This window comes from Helicobacter mesocricetorum (assembly GCF_900198605.1).
Lineage (GTDB): Bacteria > Campylobacterota > Campylobacteria > Campylobacterales > Helicobacteraceae > Helicobacter_D > Helicobacter_D mesocricetorum.
The window spans coordinates 1-17759 of sequence record NZ_FZPJ01000015.1 but is presented as its reverse complement, the minus strand read 5'-3'; the positions used below and the strand labels follow the sequence as shown (position 1 = coordinate 17759).

Below are 17759 nucleotides of genomic sequence, written 5' to 3'. Positions count from 1 at the left end.
AATATGGAGATGGATTCCAAACAAATTAATGAAGTAATCTATTATTTTCTTAAAAAAATCTTAATTAGTATTGTGCAGAGTTTAATACCCTTTAAAAGCTTAAGACGTAAATTAAGAAACAGCAATAAAAAACCTATTATCTATTGTAGAAATGATAGGTATGGTTATGGTAAAGTCTATATGCCCTATCCTATGTTTTCTCGCCAAATTCCAGAAATTTATAATAAAGATGGTAAAAAGGTTGAAGTCTTTTTTATACGTGATTCCCATATGGCATTACCCAGTATCAATTTTGATGGTGGTGGGGGGGGGGAGGGATATTTTGGGATTATTGGAATATTTGCTTACCTGTTCATTTTTATACAGGGCTTTCTATGTTAGAAACTATGGGAGAGCCTATAAAACGTTATGGTTGGTTATGTGAATCCCAATCTATAGCGACAAAAGAATATGAATTATTTGATACTTATTTGGGTTTGCACAAGGATTTTGATTTGGTTTTTACTTTTTCGGAAACTTTGTTAGAGAGATTCCAAAATTTTCGATTATTATTGTCTTGGTTTTGGTGGTATGGGAATGAAACTTATAATGGAATCCGTGATAAAGTGCAAATAACAGATTTAGCTTATCAAAAAAAGGATAAAAATATTTCTATGGTATGCAGTGACAAGGTTGCGTGTAAAATGCATAAAATTCGACAATGTTTTGCTAAAGATGCTTTAAAGAGTGGTAAAGTTGATGTTTTTGGGAGGTTTAATCATAGACCAATACCCTTTAAATCCCAATCTTTAGAACATTATCGTTATCAAATTGTTATAGAAAACGATATTTCTTCTTTTTATTTTACCGAAAAGATTTTAGATTGTTTTGCTTCAATGACAATTCCCATTTATCTAGGAGCAACAAAAATTGATAAATTTTTTAATGCGGATGGAATAATTATTTTAAAAGAGGATTCTAATTTAGATTCTCTTTTAAAGACTTGTTGCAAAGAAGATTATGAAAGTCGCTTAGAGGCAATAAGGGATAATTATCATCGTTTGTTTAGTTATAATGTAGAAAACAAAATTTTAGAAACTATTAAAGAGGGAGAAAATGGCTAAAGTAGCGTTAATTACCGGAATTACAGGGCAAGATGGAGCGTATTTATCGGAATTTTTGTTAGATAAGGGATATGAAGTGCATGGGATTAAGAGGAGAGCATCTCTTTTTAATACCGATAGGATTGATCATCTCTTTGAGGGGCATCATTGTAAGCATAATAACTTTTATCTCCATTATGGAGATATGACAGATTCTATGAATCTTACACGATTGATTGCGGATATTTGTCCTGATGAGATTTATAACCTTGCGGCACAAAGCCATGTAGCTGTTAGTTTTGAAACACCAGAATATACTGCTAATGCTGATGGTATAGGAACACTTAGAATCTTAGATGCAGTGCGATTTTTAAAACTTATTGATAAAACAAGGATTTATCAAGCCTCCACTTCAGAGCTTTATGGTAAAGTTCAAGAGATTCCCCAAAATGAAAAAACTCCCTTTTATCCACGCTCTCCTTATGCGGTGGCAAAAATGTATGCGTATTGGATAACGGTAAATTATAGAGAAGCTTATAATATGTTTGCGTGTAATGGGATTTTGTTTAATCACGAATCTCCGGTGCGAGGGGAAACCTTTGTAACGCGTAAAATTACTCGTGCTGCTGCTAAAATTGCTCTAAATTTGCAAGAGAAGCTCTATCTTGGGAATTTAGATGCTAAAAGAGATTGGGGACACGCTAAAGATTATGTGAAAATGATGTGGATGATTTTGCAATACAAAGTCCCAGAAGATTGGGTGATTGCTACGGGTCAAACAACAATGGTAAGAGATTTTGTCAAACTTGCCTTTGAGTATTGTGGGATTGTTTTGGAGTTTGTAGGGGAGGGGATTAATGAGAAAGGCATTATTGCAAAGATAGATTTCAATAGGGCAGAAGAGCTTCCTATTGATTTATCACATCTTAAAATTGGACAAGAGTTAGTTTGTGTAGATCCACGATATTTTCGCCCTACAGAGGTAGATTTACTTTTAGGTGATCCTAGTAAGGCTGAATCAAAACTTGGTTGGAATCGTGAATTTAATTTAGAGGATTTAGTTTGTGATATGATGCAAAGTGATTTGAAACTAATGAATAAAGATAAATACTTACAAGAAGGTGGATATACCATTATGAGGTATTATGAATAAGATTTTAATTACAGGTTCTACTGGAATGGTTGGATGCAATATTGTAGAATACAAAGAGAGTCGATTTTATGAGGTTTTAGCTCCTAAAAGGGGAGAATTAGATTTATTGGATAAAACACAAGTATTGGCTTATCTTAAAACCCATAAACCTGATGTTATTGTCCATTGTGCGGGACTTGTAGGTGGGATTAGTGCAAATATCGCAAATCCTGTGGAGTTTTTAAGCCAAAATGTTGCTATGGGCTTACATATCATAATGGCTGCTTTAGAATGTGGAGTGCAGAGGTTTTTAAATATCGCAAGTTCTTGTATGTATCCTAAAGAGGGCAAAAATCCTTTAAGCGAAGATTTGATTTTAAGTGGAGAGTTAGAGCCTACTAATGAGGGTTATGCGTTAGCTAAGATTGTTTCTACTAAGCTTTGTGAGTATATTTTAGATTCTAAAAAATTCCTCTATAAAACCATTATTCCTTGTAATTTATATGGTAAATACGATAAGTTTGAAATCAATAAAGCCCATATGCTTCCAGCAGTGATTGCAAAAATCCATAATGCTAAAATGGATGGAGCTAAAGAGGTCGAGATTTGGGGAAGTGGAAAAGCCAGAAGAGAGTTTATGTATGCAGAGGATTTGGCGGATTTTGTATATTATGCGTTAAAAAACTTTGAGAGGATGCCAAAGATTATTAATGTAGGTAGGGGCGAGGATTTTAGCATTACAGAATATTATGAAGTGATAGCAGAAGTTATAGGCTATACAGGTAATTTTATTTATAATACGCAAAAGCCAGAGGGAATGGCACAGAAACTTGTGGATATTGACCGCTTAAAAGAATTTGGTTGGAGTTCTAACACAAATTTAAAAGAGGGTATCACAAAAACCTATCAATATTTTTTGGGGAAGTAGTTATGCAACATTATTCTTTAGCTTCATCAACTTGGGATTATAAGGAGTTACAAGCCATAGAAGAGGTTATAAAAAGTGATATTTTCACTATGGGAGCAAAGGTTGCAGCCTTTGAAAAAGATTTTGCCGCTTTTGTAGGAGCTAAATATGCCCTAATGACAAGTAGTGGTTCTACAGCAAATTTAATCGCAACAGCTGCATTATTTTATACAAGCACTCCTAAGATTCAAAGAGGTGATGAAGTTATCGTTCCAGCGGTTTCTTGGGCTACGACTTATTATCCTTTATACCAATATGGCTTGAAGTTAAAGTTTGTTGATATTGATTTAGAAACTTTAAATTATGATTTAGAGGCTCTAAGTGGCGCAATTAGTGAAAAGACTAAAATGATTATGGTAGTAAATTTACTTGGGAATCCTAACGATTTTGATAAGATTAAGGAGATTATTGGCAATAAAGATATTTTGCTCTTAGAAGATAATTGTGAATCTATGGGGGCAGAATATAAAGGAAAACAAGCAGGCACATTTGGGGTTATGGGGACATTTTCTACCTTTTTTTCGCACCATATGGCGACAATGGAGGGAGGACTTGTTGTAACCGATGATGAAGAGCTTTATCATATTTTACTTTGCTTAAGAGCGCACGGTTGGACTAGGAATTTGCCAAAAGACAATAGGGTAGCTCCTAAGAGTGAAGATGGCTTTAGCGAGTCTTTTCGGTTTGTTTTGCCCGGATATAATGTTCGTCCAGTAGAAATGAGTGGTGCTATTGGGATAGAGCAGCTAAAGAAATTGCCAAATTTCTTAAAGCACCGCCGAGAGAATGCAGAAATTTTTAAGCAATATTTTCAAAACCATCCGGATTTTATAATACAAAAAGAAATCTCTTCTAGCTCGTGGTTTGGGTTTTCGCTAATTATCCGCAGAGATTCTAAACTTAATCGCCAAGAGGTAATCCAAAAGCTTCAAGCTAATAATATAGAATGCCGCCCCATTGTTACAGGGGATTTTACTCAAAATGAAGTAATGCGGTTTTTTGACTATGAAATTTTTGGAACACTCAAAAATGCCCAACATTTACATAAAAATGGATTTTTCGTAGGAAATCACCAAGTTAGTATTAAAGATTCTCTTGCTTTACTTGCTAAAGTATTGCGGGGGGGGGGGATTTATTAGCTAATTGCTTTAAAACTTTCTTTGTTTTTACTGCTTTTGTTGTTTTACAAACATATCTTCGTTTATTAGAGACTCTGCTTTCTTGTATTTCTTTCTTTTTTCACTTTTCTCACCTTGTTTGCTTTTTTAAGTTTTTTCAATCTTTTGGTGATGTGCTGGGAGTTTTTATTGTTAAATCTTTTTATCTAGGAGTAAAGTATGCAAAATATTGAAAAAGCCATAAGGGAAAATACACAAATTAATTACAATCTCTTAATGTCTAATATTATTATTCACTCTCACATTAAAGAGGAGGATAAGCAAATTTTATTATTGCTTTTGCAAGATAGAGATAGAAATTATGTGCGTATCAATCCCAATCAACAATGTTTTGAAAATATACAAAAATATTTAGAGCTATTAAGACCCCTTAAAGTGGATTATGAAGATTTAGTAAGGGTAGGTGGTAAGGGTGATGGTGGATATGTAATGTATAAACCTAATCTTATGGATTCTACTATGGATTCTGCGGGGGGGGGGGGATTATCCCTTGCTAAAAGCTATTTCATTAGGTGTTAGTGAAAGTTCTCCTTGGGATTTAGAGATGGCACAGAGGGGTTATAAGGTGATTGAGTATGATGGAAGTATAGAACACTGCCCCTATAATCACCCTAATATTATCTTTCATAAACATTTTGTGGGAGTAAATAAGGATTGCATTTCTTTATCCTCCATCATTAAGGATAATGATTTAAAGCAAGTGGAGAATATTTTACAAGTGGATATTGAAAATGCAGAATGGGAAGTTTTAGAACAGATGGATATAGGCTTATTAGCAGAATATTTTACGCAAGTGATTTTTGAATTTCACGGATGTAATCCTGAAGAAAATGAGGGTGTTAAAAGGCGATTAGCGGTATTAAAGCGAATAAATGAGTATTATGAGCCTTTGCATTTGCATTTGAATAATCACGGAAAGATTTTTTATTCACAAGGTTTGTTTTTTAGCACAACTTTGGAGGTTAGCTATATCAAAAAAGGAATGATTCCATTTTTTCAACAGAAGCGAATGGAGGGTATATTAGAGGGATTAGATTATCCTAATCACCCCTCTAACCCAGAAATTCCTATTTATTTTAAGGAGTAGAATGCAAAAGGATTCTAAAATTTATGTTGCGGGACATAGAGGGCTTGTAGGGAGTGCCATTGTTAAGGAATTGCAAAGGCAGGGCTATACAAATTTGTTGGTTAAAACACACCAAGAGCTAGATTTAACCAACCAAAGTGCAGTCGCAGAGTTTTTTGCTTTAACAAAACCAGATTATGTTTTTTTGAGTGCTGCAAAGGTGGGTGGAATTCTTGCTAATAATACTTATCGGGCAGAATTTATTTATCAAAATTTAAGTATTCAAAATAATGTGATTCACTTTGCATATTTGAATGGAATAAAAAAGCTTTTGTTTTTGGGTTCAACTTGTATTTATCCCAAAAATGCCCCTCAACCTATGAGCGAATCAGTTTTATTGCAAAGTGAATTAGAATACACCAATGAACCTTATGCGATTGCTAAGATTGCGGGATTAAAAATGTGTGAGTCTTATAATTTGCAATATGGGACAAATTTTATCGCTGCAATGCCAACCAATCTCTATGGAGAAAATGATAATTTTGATTTAGAAAAATCCCATGTTCTTCCTGCCCTTTTACGAAAAATGCATTTAGCTAAACTTTTAGAAGAGGGAAGAATGCAAGAAGTTTTAGATAATCTTGGTTGTGATGAGCAAAAAGCTTTAGAAATTTTGCAAAAATTTGGAATCTCTTCTAAAAGCGTTCAAATATGGGGAAGTGGAAAAGTAAGGAGAGAGTTTTTACATACTCAAGATTTAGCAAGTGCTTGTGTATTCCTTATGCAAAAAGTTGATTTTTGGGATTTGTATAAAAAAGATTCTCAAGAAATTAGAAATACACATCTTAATATCGGCACAGGTGAGGATATTTCTATTCAAGACTTAAGTTTAATGATTAAAGAGATTGTAGGATTTAAGGGGGAATTGGTATTTGATAGCTCTAAGCCTGATGGCACTATGGTTAAACTTACAAATCCTGATAAAATTAATCAGCTTGGCTGGAGGGCAAAGATTGATTTAAAAAATGGAATCCAAAAGGTATATGGATGGTATTGTGGAGCCAAAAATAGCTAATAAGGACTTTGCATACAAGAACTGCCAAAGAATTAAGATAATAGAATAGTTTAAAAGAGAGAAGTAATGACTTGCTAATTTGAAAAATATAAAAAATAGCATAAAAATACCACAAAAGAATAAGAGATTCTAATACCTAATATCCCTTTTTGGTATTTTGGCAACTCTTAAGGTATAATAAGCCATTTATTTTTGGACTAGAGTATAATGATTGATTTAAAACTGCTTATAAATAGCTTTGATGAGACGATACAAAAGCTCTCAAAACGCAATATTGATGAAATTTTTTTAAATAATCTTAAAGAAGTGAGTTTGCAATATAAACAAAAAAAGACTGCTTTAGAATCACTCCAAGCGACCCAAAATGCTAAGTCTAAGCTTTTTGCACAATATAAACAAGAAGGCAGAGATATTGAAGACTTAAAGAAAGAATGTGATTTGTTAAAATCTAAGATTAATCTTCATCTCCAAGAAATAGAGCTATGGGAACATAAGCTCCAAGAACTCTCAACTAATCTCCCTAATATTCCTGATGAAAAAACACCTTTGGGTAAAAATGAGAAAGATAATATAGAGATTAAAAAGGTATTAGAGCCTAAAGACTTTTCTTTTAAGCCTAAAGAACATTGGGAATTAGCCGCACAAAATGGTTGGATTGATTTTGAAAGAGGAGTGAAATTAGCTAAAAGTCGTTTTAGTGTTTTTATGGGAATGGGGGCAAGGTTAGAGAGAGCTTTAATTAATTATATGCTTGACTTTAATGCCAAGAGGGGTTTTAGTGAGGTGGCAACACCTGTAATTGTCAATAATCAAGCATTATTTGGAACAGGACAATTACCAAAATTTGAAAATGACCTCTTTAAAATTTCAGATTTGCAAGAGGAAGAAAATACTAAAGGGCATCAGCTCTACCTTATCCCTACTGCTGAAGTGCCATTAACCAACCTTTATAGCGATGAGATATTAAGTGAGGAAGATTTACCTTTAATGATGAGTGCTTATACGCCTTGCTTTAGGAAAGAAGCAGGAAGCGCAGGACGCGATACAAGAGGCATTATAAGGCAACATCAATTCGATAAGGTTGAGCTGGTAGCTATCACTCTCCCTAGCGATAGTGAGATGATGCAAGAGAGGATGGTAGCTTGTGCATCAGATTTGCTAACTTCTTTGGGATTACCCCATAGGCTTATGCAGTTATGTGGTGGGGATTTGGGTTTTAGTGCAAGTAATACCATTGATATTGAAGTATGGCTTCCGGGACAAAACTGCTATCGCGAGATTAGTTCTATCTCTAATACAAGGGATTTTCAAGCAAGAAGGGCAAAGATTCGCTACAAAGATTCCCACAAAAAAAACATCCTTGTGCATACTTTAAATGGCTCTTCTTTAGCAGTTGGTAGGACATTAGTTGCTATTATGGAAAATTACCAACAAGAAAATGGAAGTATTCTTATCCCCTCTGTATTAGAGACTTATTTGAGGTAATATTATGCCACCAGAAGATCCAAAAGAAAATATTATTCAACTCGATGATGATTTTGATATTTTGCGTGATGTTTTAGAAAAAGAGCCAAAAGAAAAACCTCCAACCAATATTGAAAAGATTCAACAATTTTTTAATGAGCATAAAAAGCTTACTATAATTCTTGCCTTATCTGCTGGTGTGTTAATCCTTGTCTTTATCTTTGTGCTAGGGGCTGTATTTTCCGAAGAAACAGAGATGCAATCTCAAGAAGATGAAGTTCTAATGCCACCTCCACAATTTTCTATTGAAGGTGGAGGAGAGATTATCGTCGATGAGGGGGAGTTAGAAGAACTCATTAGCAAGGCAAATTTTCTTTATACGAATGGGAATAAAGAGGAAGCCCTTGATTTATATAGTAGGATTTCTAGTTATTCTGAAGGGCTATCAAGCTATAATTTGGGCGTAGCACAAATGCAAGAGGGGGCTTATAAAGAGGCTTTAAAGTCTTTTCAAAAAGCCATTGATGTGGGAGAATATAGAGTTATTAGTGCCTTAAATGCCGCTGTTTCTGCCTTGTATTTAAATGAGCCTTTGTCATACCAATATTATTTGCAACTTGCTCAAACTTATCTTCCCTATGCTGTAAATTTACCCATTTATTCTTATTTATATGCGCTTATTCATTATTATCAGGGGAATTACGTTGAAGCAATCTCTCCCCTAACACATCAAAATACCCCTCATTATAAGCAACGCAATGATCGTTTATTGGCTGCTTTGTATAGTTATTTTAACAATAGTAAAAAGGCTATTGCTTATTTAGATGATGATTTTTTGGAATCTAAAGAATGGTTTAATCTTGCTTTGCTTTATGCAAGAATTGGTGAATACCAACAAGCCGATCAAATTTTAGGACAGATTATTCAAACATCGGGTAATACCTTAGAAGTAGATATGGCATCGGCATTAGTGAAGCTAAAGTTAGCCCGTTTTAACCAAGTGGTGAATTTTTTAAAGCCTTATGCGGATAATCAAGAAATGATAGATAAAAATCCTTACCCTATTAAAGTTATCCTAAGGGATGATTTTTTTAATGTTGATATTGCGCAAAAGCGGTTTTGGAATGAGTTTAGAGGGTTGAAAGTCAATGCTTATGAAATTTTATTTTATTATGCCCCTTATAGGGTATTTGATGCTAAGGAAGCCTTATATATTATCCAAGAAGGAGGGATTAATATTTCTATTGAAAATTTACAAGAAGCTAAAGAAGTGCTTTTGAGAGGACAAACTATTTCTAAGGTTAATCGGAATATTGCCAATGCGATTTTAGAAATATTAAGTGGAGATATAAGGATTGCCAATGAGATTTTAAGACGAGCCGTAGGGCAGTATCCAAACCACGCTATTTTGCATTATAATTTAGGTTTAAATTATGCGCAAATGGGGGATTATGATCGCGCTTACCAGCATTTTATCCGCTCTTTTCACCTTAATCCCAAAGATATTCAAGCAGGGATTTTTGCGCTTGCAACTGCAAAACTTACGCATAGAGATTTTTCAAGACTTGAAAATGATTTAGGAAAAGAAATGGTAAATTTTCAAGGAAGCAAGGAAGAAATGCAGTTTTTACAAGTGCTTTTAAATTTTGTCCGTGATGGCTCTCCTATGGCTTTAACATTTTTAGAGGAAAGTCCTAGTAATGTATTGATTTATTATGCCTTAAATTTTGTGCAAGGGGTATTATTGGGCGATCAAAGCTTACTTGTAAATTCCGCTTATCATCTAAAGAGTATTCATCCAACAGACCCCTTAAGCAATCTTTTAGAACTCTTAGCGATTAATTATTATGACGACGCTAAAGCACTTTCTTTAAAGCTTCAAAATTATTATCAAGATAAGAATCTCAATAAAGACTTAATTTATTATGGACCCTCTATTGTAAGAGAGATGTATATTAAGGTGGGGCATATTGTAGGGACACTACATTATGTCCAGCAAGATTTAGATTATCGTTTGATTTCAGAACGCAAAGATGTTCGTGGAGTTACTCAAGCTTTGGCATTGACTTATATTTATCTCCAAGAATTTGAAAAGGCTTTTACGCTTTATAATAATCTCATCGATGATTTAAAAGAAGATGATACACAAACCTTGTTTTTAGCAGCTGTTGCAGCTATTGGCGCAGGGCATACAGAAAATGCAGCTACTTTATTGCAACTCTCTAAATTAGAAGCACCAACAAATTACGAAACGCGTGTGGCTAATGGACTTTTATATTTGCAAGAGAAAAACTTTAATGCGGCTAATTCACAATTCACGGTTATTGGGGATAATGAACAAAAGTCGGATTATTTTGATTTTAAAATTGATACAAGTTCTCTTTTACGTAGAGCTAATATGGATTAAAACCCCCTCTAAGATTTCATCAATATCTCCATTAAGGATTGCATCAACATTGCTATAAGCAATTTGGGAGCGTAAATCCTTGACTTGTTGATAAGGGGCTAAGACATAACTTCGTATCTGATGTCCCCAACCAATTTCGCTTTTTTCTTGGTTAGAGTTTAATTCATCACGTTTTTGACGCTCTAGCTCATAAAGTTTGGATTTTAGCATTTTTAGTGCCACTGCTTTATTTTTGTGCTGACTTCTATCATTTTGGCATTGCACGACAATCCCTGTAGGGATATGAGTGATACGAATAGCGGATTCTGTTTTATTAATATGTTGCCCTCCAGCTCCAGAGGCACGATAGGTATCAATGCGTAAATCTTTTTCTTCTATGGTAATATCAATGCTATCATCAATTTCGGGGCTAACAGAGACAGAGGCGAAGCTCGTATGCCGTTTAGCATTAGAATCAAAAGGAGAGATTCTAACAAGCCTATGAATACCATTTTCTACTTTGGCATAACCATAGGCATTCTCTCCTTTAATCAGAAAACTCACATCTTTAATCCCTGCTTCATCGCCTTCTTGATAATCTAAGAGTTCGACTTTAAACCCGCGTCGCTCTCCCCAATGCAAATACATTCTATAAAGCATACTCGCCCAATCTTGAGATTCTGTCCCACCCGCTCCGGGCGTAATAGTAAAAATTGCATTATTGCTATCTAATTCATCATTAAGCATAACTTCAATTTCTGCATTTTTAATTTGGTGTTCTAGTTCTTTAGATTCTCCAAAGAGTAGCTGGAGTGTTTCCTCATCATTTTGTGAGATTTCAAAAAGCTCTTTAGCATCTTCTAGGGCATTAGAGGCGGTATGGTATTTTTCAAATTGTCTTTGGAATCGTTTTTTTTCTTTTTGCAACTCTCCAGCTTTTTTAGCGTCTTCCCAAAATTCTTTTTGTTGCTCTAGGCTCTCTATTTCTTCAATCTTTGCTTTAAGCTTATTAGGTTGCAAAATCTTTTGGATATTTTGCACTTTAATTTCTAAGTTTTTAAGTAATTCTCCATATTCGTAAGTATCCAAAACATTCTCCATTTTTTTTCAAATTCTATCATATTTTAAGGATAATAAATTTTACTAATCTCACAAATTTCTTGGAGTGTATCGTGGGTATTTTTAAAGGTTAGGGTGTGATGATAAGATTCTTTTTTATAGACCTTATCATAATATTCTAACAACAAAATCTCCGCAACTTTTGGTAAATCCCCCTTTGCAAAAGCCTCTTTGGCATCTTCCCAAAACTCTTTTTTCATAAAAGGCGCAATTTTTTGCATAGCTTGGTAAAAGAGGGTTTCAGAGATATTGCCATACTGCTGAAGAATGCGTTGAATCCTCTCTTGAAGTGGAGAGGTGATAAGAATCTTTGGAGCTTTTTGGTAAGCTAGATAGAGTTTGGAGGGCAAAATAAGATTTCCAAGCCTTTTACTCTCTCCCTCTACTAGCACAAATGGGGCATTTTCTAATTCCCTTAGTCTTGTAAAGAGTGTGTTTTGGAAGCTTTTAGTGCTGGGTTGAGTTCCACAAATATTACCAAAGCTAGAGCCTAAATGCTTTGCTAATTTTTCAATATTTAAAGAATCACTAAATGCTTCTATAAGCTCACTTTTGCCACTTCCTGTCTGCCCTATTAATGTCAAGAATCGATGTTTTGGAGAGGTTTCTAAAGATTGAGTAACCTCTTTTCTATAAGATTTATAACCCCCTTTTAACAAAGCTACTTGATAGCCAATATTACCCAAAACAAGCCCAAAGGATTGACTACGCATACCACCTCTTGCACAATAGATACCAAAAGGCATAGAAGGAGTGATAAAGCCTTTTAGCTCCAAAAGATGTTTAGCAATATTTGCACACACCATACTAGCACCTAAGATTTTGGCATTAAAGGCATTTTGTTTATAGAGGGTTCCAATGTGTTGGTATTGTGCATTGTCTAAAACAGGGAAATTTAAAGCATTGGGGATATGAGAGTGGCAGTATTCGCTAGGAGACCTTACATCAATGATAAGCGGTAGTGATAAAAACTCTTGCATAGAAACGATTTGGAACATAGCACCTCTTAATAAAAGCAATTTTAATAAAATTTGTTATTGTAGCTATTTTATTTATAATTAAAAACTTAAACTTATAAAATAGTTTTTTATTTTAAGTTAAGTTTTATTTTTTTATAATGCCAAAGCTAAATTTTAAAAAAGCTAACTTCTAAAAAGGAGATTTTATGGAAAAGATTTTTAAAGTTGAAATTATTACGCGCCCTGAAAAGCTCAATAGCTTAAAAGATGCTTTAGCCCAAAGAGGGATTAAAGGAATGACGGTTAGTAATGTAATGGGGGCAGGTAATCAAAAGGGTAAAACCGAAGTTTATCGGGGGAGTGAGATGACTATTGATTTGCTACCAAAGATTCGTATAGAGATTATCGCTAAAGAGAGTCTTGTAGATAATATTATTGAGGTTGCTAAAAAAACTCTCAATACAGGAAGTATGGGAGATGGAAAAATTCTCCTCTCACCTTTAGAAAATGTTATTAGGATTCGCACAGGGCAAGAGGGAATTGACGCTATATAAGGAGAAAAGATGAAAAGTTTATGGATTATTTTATTAAGTAGTGGCTTTGCTTTTGGAGTAGAAGAAGAAATCTCCGCAGTGGATACTCTCTTTGTGATTGCCTCATCGGCTTTGGTTTTGCTAATGACACCTGCTTTGGGGTTGTTTTATGCAGGTATGGTAAATCGTAATAATACTTTAAATACGATACTAAATAGCACAATGCTTTATGCTTTGATTGCTTTGCAGTGGATTATAGTAGGCTATACTTTAGCCTTTGGCGATGATAAAGGGTGGATTATTGGGAGCTTAAATCATATTTTTTTAATTGATACAAATTATTCTTATGTAGGCAATATACCCGAATCCCTTTTTGTCTTCTTTCAAATGCTTTTTGCGGTTATTGGAGCGGCAATTATTACAGGTTCTTTGGTAGAACGTATGCGATTTGGTGTGCTTTTGATTTTTATTTTATGTTGGAGTAGTTTGGCTTATGATATTTTAGCGCATTGGGTATGGGGCGGAGGTTGGCTTATGAAGATTGGCTCTTTAGACTTTGCAGGAGGAGGAGTTGTCCATATTGCTGCTGGAGTTGCTGGACTTGTAGGCTGTATTATGTTAGGAAAGAGGAAGTTTAAAAGAGGGCTTTTACCCCATAGTTTGCCCCTTTCATTTATTGGAGCGATTTTGCTTTGGATGGGCTGGTTAGGGTTTAATACCGGAAGTGCTTTAAGTGTAAATTCTGTTGCCATTAATGCTTTTATTACAACAAATTTTTCCGTAGTAGGAGCAATGCTATCTTGGATGATTATAGAATGGACAAAATATGGCAAACCGACACTTTTAGGGAGTATTACAGGGATTGTAGCAGGACTTGTTGCTATTACTCCTGCAGCAGGATTTGTAACGCCTTTTGCAAGTATTGTTATTGGCTTTTTGGCTTCACCCATTTGTTTTTTTGCCATTAGTTTTTTAAAGAGTAGATTCGGTTATGATGATACCCTAGATGCTTTTGGATTGCACGGAATAGGTGGAATTTGGGGAGGTATTGCTACGGGGCTTTTTGCTACAAGCTCTATTAATGCCATTGTTGGAGAGGAAGCTGCCGGAGAGGGGCTATTTTATAGTGGAGATTTTAATTTGCTTTTTGTGCAAATTATAGCGATTCTAACCTGTTTTTTACTTTCTGCTGTTGCAAGTTATGTGATTTTAAAAGTAATGAGCTATTTTGTGGCTTTGCGCGTAGAAGAAGAACAAGAAGAAAATGGACTAGATCAATCTCTGCACGGAGAGATTGCTTATCGGTGAATTAAGAAGTTTAAATTGCGCCAAATATATTTTGGTTTTGAAAGGCATTAGGGTGAGTGTTGTTTGTTAAATCAAGTTTAATGGAAATAATCAAGCTTACCTTATGCTAGAGCATAATGGCAAATCTAAAATTTCAAATTTATAAATATTTCTTTAAAAAATGCGAAATTAAATAGCTCCCACTTTAAAGTAGGAGTAATTGCTAAAGTGTTCTAAAGGGTGTTTGCCCTGCTTGGTAGAAGTTATTGCCTTGAGAATCAATAGCCACAATAGCAGGGAAGTCTTCTACTTGCAGTCTTGCGACTGCTTCAGGACCTAATTCAGGATAGGCTAAAACCTCATATTTTTTGATACTCCTTGAGATAAGCGCACCCGCTCCACCAATAGCCACCATATAAACCGCTCCATTTTTAATAATACTTTCAATAACCTCTTTAGAGCGATAACCTTTGCCAATCATACCGCTAACCCCTAGTTCTAGCATAGTAGGTGTGTATTTATCCATTCTGCCACTTGTCGTAGGACCAGCAGCCCCAACTGCTTGATTTTTATCAGGATTAGCAGGGCTTGGACCTAAATAATAGATAATTTCATTATGGAATTCCACAGGGAGTTTCTCTCCTTTAGCAAGTGTTTCTGTAAGCACCTTATGAGCAGCATCTCTTGCCGCAATGATGGTTCCGCTAATGAGGACATTATCTCCAGCTTTTAGTTCTTTAACCTTTTCTTTAGTAAGTGGGGTAGTAAGTTTAATGGTTGCCATAAGTATTCCTTTATAATTCTACATCTGCGTGTCTTGCAGCGTGGCAGTTGATATTGACACATACAGGCAAACCTGCAATATGTGTAGGATAGACTTCGATATTTACCTTAAGTGCGGTAGTATTCCCCCCAAGTCCTTGAGGACCTACTCCGGTTTTGTTAGCAAGTTCTACAAGCTCTTCTTCAAGTTTGGCATATTCGGGATTAGGATTCTTGCTATCTGCAGCTCTCACAGCCGCTTCTTTGGCTAAAATCGCGCATTTTTCCATAGTTCCCCCGACACCTACGCCTACCACCAAAGGAGGACAGGCATTAGGACCAGCATTTTCTACCGCCTCTAAAAACACCTTTTTAACACCCTCTAATCCATCAGCGGGGACAAGCATTTTTAAGATTCCTTTGTTTTCGCTACCAAACCCTTTAGGAGCAACTTTGATTTTAAGTTTATCTCCGGGGACTATTTTGGTATGAATAACAGCAGGCGTATTGTTTTTAGTATTGTCTCTATGATAGATAGGATCTTTAACGACAGATTTACGCAAAAAGCCTTGCGTATAACCCTGTGCTATCCCTTCATTAATAGCATCTTCTAAATACCCATTAATGATATGCACTTCTTGTCCAATCTCTACAAAAACCACTGCCATTCCGGTATCTTGACAGATAGGCATCATCTCTTTTTTGGCAATATCGGCATTTTCTAAGATTTTTCCGAGTATATCCTTGCCAAGCGGGGATTGTTCTTTATCCTTTGCTTGTGTAAAAGCCTCATACATATCGTTAGTAACAACACAACAAGCTTGAATACATAGCTCTTTGACCGCTTGTGTGATAGTATCACAAGAAATATCACGCATAGTTTCTCCTTTAAGATTTAAGTGTCGTATATTGTATAGTTTTGAGTTTGAAATTGTGTTTAAAATTTTCAAATTTTAGCGCATTCTTAAGAGAGATAAATGCCCTAAAAATCATTAAAAAGTTGATATAAACTAAGGGTGTAAAATATAAAAAAGTAAAACTTTAATAAATTGACAAGAAGAACTTTTGATACACTGCGTGAATGTAGGCTGAAATTACTTGATTTTTACATTACAAATTTGATACAATCAACATCGTAATTTCAAAAATACAAGGAGATCTAATGAAATTCTTAAAATTAAGTTTAGCAGCAAGTGTTGCGCTTGGTGCTTTATCAACTTCAAGTTTCGCACAACCTTTAGAAGAAGCTATTAAAGGTGTGGATGTTAGTGGTTATTTAAGATATCGCTATACCGATGATAGATACAATAAAAATAAATTTGGGATTAGCGGTAGAGGTAGTGCAGCACATCAATGGAGAGCGGTAGCTGATTTTAAAACACCTAGCGTGAATAATGTTGCCTTAAATTTAGGGGTATGGTATCAAAATGCTAACAATGTAAATCACGGGAAAGGTAATGCAACTGTTCCATTTGTAGGAAACAATTTAGGTGCAGGTGCTGATACAGGGTTTGGTGTCCGAAGCTTTTATGCAACTATTACTCCAGATAATACCTCTACAACAGTGTTAATCGGTAAGCAGCCTCTTGATACCCCTGTTACTAATGCCTATGATGGGGATAGAGGGACAGGTATTTTAGTGCTTAATAGTGATGTGCCTAATCTTACTTTAGCAGCTGCAGCTTTTGATAGCTGGATTGTTAATGAAGCGAGCAATAGTAATTCTAATCCTAGTACTAATCCTGAGAATGCTGGAGTACAAGCAGTTAATTTAAATTCTAATAATAATTCTATCGCTAAAAATCTTTATGGTGTAGCAGGTATTTATAATCTTGATACAGATTATGGGAACTTTGGAGGGCAACTTTGGGGATTTTATATCGATGATGCAGTAGATGCGCTTGTCTTTGGAGAGCTTTCTTGGAAAAATAGTCTTTTAAGAGCTAAAGCACAATATACTTATGCCTCTCTTGATAATGATTCAGATTCTATTTTTGCTACTTACTATGGTCAGGTAAACGATAGAAAAAACCACGCTGATATTAAAAAATCTAACGATGTCTTAGTCTTAGAGGTGGGGGCAAATCTTGCACAAGACTATCAAATTCCTTTGGATGTTCGTTTAGGGTATATCACAAACTTTGCAGATGGGACAGCAGTAGCACTTGAAGATGAAGGAACAAATGTTTCAAGAGCAGGGAAAATCTGGTGGGGTAATACCGCAACAGGGATTAGCACTTCTGCTTTAAGAGGTTATGGAGTTCAAGGAATTGACACCGATCAAAGTATTAATGTTTTCTATGCGGCAGCAAACTATGGATTTATCGATAATCGTTTAAATCTAGGTTTGGAGTTTGCCAATGGTGAAAATAAACTCTCTAATAGTTCTGGTAGTGCAAAGATTAAATTTACAGAGATTACTCCAACTATTAAATGGAAACATAACAAAAACTTAACGGTTTCTAGCTATTATGCTTATCTAAAAACTGATCTTGATGACCCAAATACTGAAGATCAAAAAAGAGGTAGATTCCGCGTAGAAGCAAAATATAGCTTCTAATTCCTCTCCCCTTTGGGGATTCTTATTTTATTTACTTTATTTTTTCTTCTTAAGCATTATAGAGCTTTACTTTTAATCTTTAGTTTTTACTATTCTTTAGTTAATCTTTTTATTTTTTATTATTTTTATTTTCTTTAGTCTTTCTTTATTCTTTATTGCATTCTTTAAACTCTATTTACTATTTAAACT

The 17759-nt window shown here is 34.9% G+C and carries 17 protein-coding genes; 13 read left to right on the top strand and 4 right to left on the bottom strand.

The features are described from left to right. The first annotated feature begins 3 nt into the window (after positions 1 to 3). The 10 genes from C6H18_RS04180 to C6H18_RS04140 all read left to right on the top strand — a co-directional run bounded on the left by C6H18_RS04180 (position 4) and on the right by C6H18_RS04140 (position 10371). A complete protein-coding gene (locus C6H18_RS04180) occupies positions 4 to 381 on the top strand; it encodes a hypothetical protein (protein ID WP_104721861.1) in 378 nt (125 codons plus the stop codon). Next, on the top strand, positions 375 to 1103 hold the full coding sequence (locus tag C6H18_RS04175; protein WP_104721860.1) for a glycosyltransferase family 10 domain-containing protein: 729 nt from the start codon (positions 375 to 377) through the stop codon (positions 1101 to 1103). Before C6H18_RS04180 ends, C6H18_RS04175 begins: the two co-directional genes overlap by 7 nt. Next, positions 1096 to 2235, top strand: coding sequence for a GDP-mannose 4,6-dehydratase (gene gmd, locus C6H18_RS04170; RefSeq protein ID WP_104721859.1), 1140 nt, complete (start codon positions 1096 to 1098; stop codon positions 2233 to 2235). Before C6H18_RS04175 ends, gmd begins: the two co-directional genes overlap by 8 nt. Further along, positions 2228 to 3142: a GDP-L-fucose synthase family protein gene (locus tag C6H18_RS04165; protein WP_104721858.1), complete on the top strand. Its 915-nt coding sequence runs from the start codon at positions 2228 to 2230 to the stop codon at positions 3140 to 3142. The genes gmd and C6H18_RS04165 overlap by 8 nt, the downstream gene beginning before the upstream one ends. Before the next feature lie 2 nt (positions 3143 to 3144). Beyond that, the gene (locus tag C6H18_RS04160) at positions 3145 to 4320 is read left to right on the top strand and encodes a DegT/DnrJ/EryC1/StrS family aminotransferase (RefSeq protein WP_104721857.1); all 1176 of its coding nucleotides are present in this window, start codon (positions 3145 to 3147) and stop codon (positions 4318 to 4320) included. Between the two features lie 198 nt (positions 4321 to 4518). Beyond that, positions 4519 to 4878 (top strand): hypothetical protein, encoded by a 360-nt coding sequence (locus tag C6H18_RS09610; RefSeq protein WP_233704053.1) that lies wholly within the window; start codon positions 4519 to 4521, stop codon positions 4876 to 4878. Continuing rightward, positions 4850 to 5446 (top strand): FkbM family methyltransferase, encoded by a 597-nt coding sequence (locus C6H18_RS09605; RefSeq protein WP_233704052.1) that lies wholly within the window; start codon positions 4850 to 4852, stop codon positions 5444 to 5446. The genes C6H18_RS09610 and C6H18_RS09605 overlap by 29 nt, the downstream gene beginning before the upstream one ends. A gap of 1 nt (position 5447) precedes the next feature. Continuing rightward, the gene (locus C6H18_RS04150; RefSeq protein ID WP_104721856.1) at positions 5448 to 6500 is read left to right on the top strand and encodes a GDP-L-fucose synthase family protein; all 1053 of its coding nucleotides are present in this window, start codon (positions 5448 to 5450) and stop codon (positions 6498 to 6500) included. A gap of 207 nt (positions 6501 to 6707) precedes the next feature. Further along, entirely contained in the window at positions 6708 to 7985 is a 1278-nt protein-coding gene (gene serS / locus C6H18_RS04145) for a serine--tRNA ligase (RefSeq protein WP_104721855.1), read from the top strand. Positions 7986 to 7989: 4 nt separating this feature from the next. Further along, positions 7990 to 10371: a tetratricopeptide repeat protein gene (locus tag C6H18_RS04140; RefSeq protein WP_104721854.1), complete on the top strand. Its 2382-nt coding sequence runs from the start codon at positions 7990 to 7992 to the stop codon at positions 10369 to 10371. Here C6H18_RS04140 and prfB read toward each other — a convergent pair. Continuing rightward, complete coding sequence (prfB, locus tag C6H18_RS04135; protein WP_104721853.1) at positions 10348 to 11439, bottom strand: peptide chain release factor 2; 1092 nt, start codon at positions 11437 to 11439, stop codon at positions 10348 to 10350. The genes C6H18_RS04140 and prfB overlap by 24 nt on opposite strands. 35 nt (positions 11440 to 11474) lie before the next feature. Beyond that, positions 11475 to 12467 (bottom strand): tRNA 2-selenouridine(34) synthase MnmH, encoded by a 993-nt coding sequence (gene mnmH, locus C6H18_RS04130; protein ID WP_104721852.1) that lies wholly within the window; start codon positions 12465 to 12467, stop codon positions 11475 to 11477. A gap of 167 nt (positions 12468 to 12634) precedes the next feature. On the opposite strand from mnmH, the gene C6H18_RS04125 reads away from it, so the two are divergent. Together C6H18_RS04125 and C6H18_RS04120 are read left to right on the top strand one after the other, a co-directional pair. Beyond that, positions 12635 to 12982, top strand: a complete 348-nt coding sequence (locus C6H18_RS04125) for a P-II family nitrogen regulator (RefSeq protein WP_104721851.1) — start codon at positions 12635 to 12637, stop codon at positions 12980 to 12982. Positions 12983 to 13051: 69 nt separating this feature from the next. Then, entirely contained in the window at positions 13052 to 14269 is a 1218-nt protein-coding gene (locus C6H18_RS04120) for an ammonium transporter (RefSeq protein ID WP_199770123.1), read from the top strand. Between the two features lie 202 nt (positions 14270 to 14471). Here C6H18_RS04120 and C6H18_RS04115 read toward each other — a convergent pair whose 3' ends face one another. Together C6H18_RS04115 and C6H18_RS04110 are read right to left on the bottom strand one after the other, a co-directional pair. Beyond that, a complete protein-coding gene (locus C6H18_RS04115; protein ID WP_104721849.1) occupies positions 14472 to 15032 on the bottom strand; it encodes a Fe-S-containing hydro-lyase in 561 nt (186 codons plus the stop codon). Positions 15033 to 15042: 10 nt separating this feature from the next. Continuing rightward, on the bottom strand, positions 15043 to 15888 hold the full coding sequence (locus tag C6H18_RS04110) for a fumarate hydratase (protein WP_104721848.1): 846 nt from the start codon (positions 15886 to 15888) through the stop codon (positions 15043 to 15045). 284 nt (positions 15889 to 16172) lie between these two features. Between C6H18_RS04110 and C6H18_RS04105 the strand changes: the two genes are divergently transcribed. Then, entirely contained in the window at positions 16173 to 17570 is a 1398-nt protein-coding gene (locus tag C6H18_RS04105; protein ID WP_104721847.1) for a major outer membrane protein, read from the top strand. Positions 17571 to 17759: the final 189 nt, after the last annotated feature.